The sequence below is a fragment of the Sulfitobacter sp. HI0040 genome (assembly GCF_001634885.1).
Taxonomy (GTDB): domain Bacteria; phylum Pseudomonadota; class Alphaproteobacteria; order Rhodobacterales; family Rhodobacteraceae; genus Sulfitobacter.
Genome location: NZ_LWEX01000283.1, coordinates 1 through 434, shown reverse-complemented (window position 1 = coordinate 434; position 434 = coordinate 1). Strand labels below are relative to the sequence as shown.

The 434-nt window shown below is 59.7% G+C and carries 1 protein-coding gene; it reads left to right on the top strand.

The genetic code is table 11. From position 1 onward, the window contains the following. Positions 1–434: SDR family NAD(P)-dependent oxidoreductase (locus tag A3728_RS13775; RefSeq protein WP_150120806.1), on the top strand; the 434-nt coding region annotated here is incomplete at both ends.

Genomic DNA, 434 nt, shown 5'->3' with positions numbered 1-434 from the left:
ACGTCAAATCCATCTACCTGACCTGCCGGCACATCCTGCCGATAATGGCCGATCAGGGCGGCGGGTCGATCATCAACATCTCTTCCATCGCCTCGACCCATTCGCTGGGCTATTCCTGCATCAGCTATTCTGCCTCCAAGGGGGCGGTGAACGCCTTTACCCGCGACATTGCGCTGAACTACGGGCCCAAGGGCATCCGCTGTAACTCGATCCTGCCGGGGCTGATGAACACGCCGCTCATTCACAAGGGCAATGTCACCTCCGTCTACGGCTCAACCGAGGCGATGGTAAACGCGCGCGACGCACTGGTACCGCTGGGGAAGATGGGCGATGGTTGGGATGTCGCCTATGCCTCTGTCTTCCTCGCCTCGGACGAAGCCAAGCATATCACCGGCATCGAACTGGTGGTTGATGGCGGCATCACGCTGAAGGTC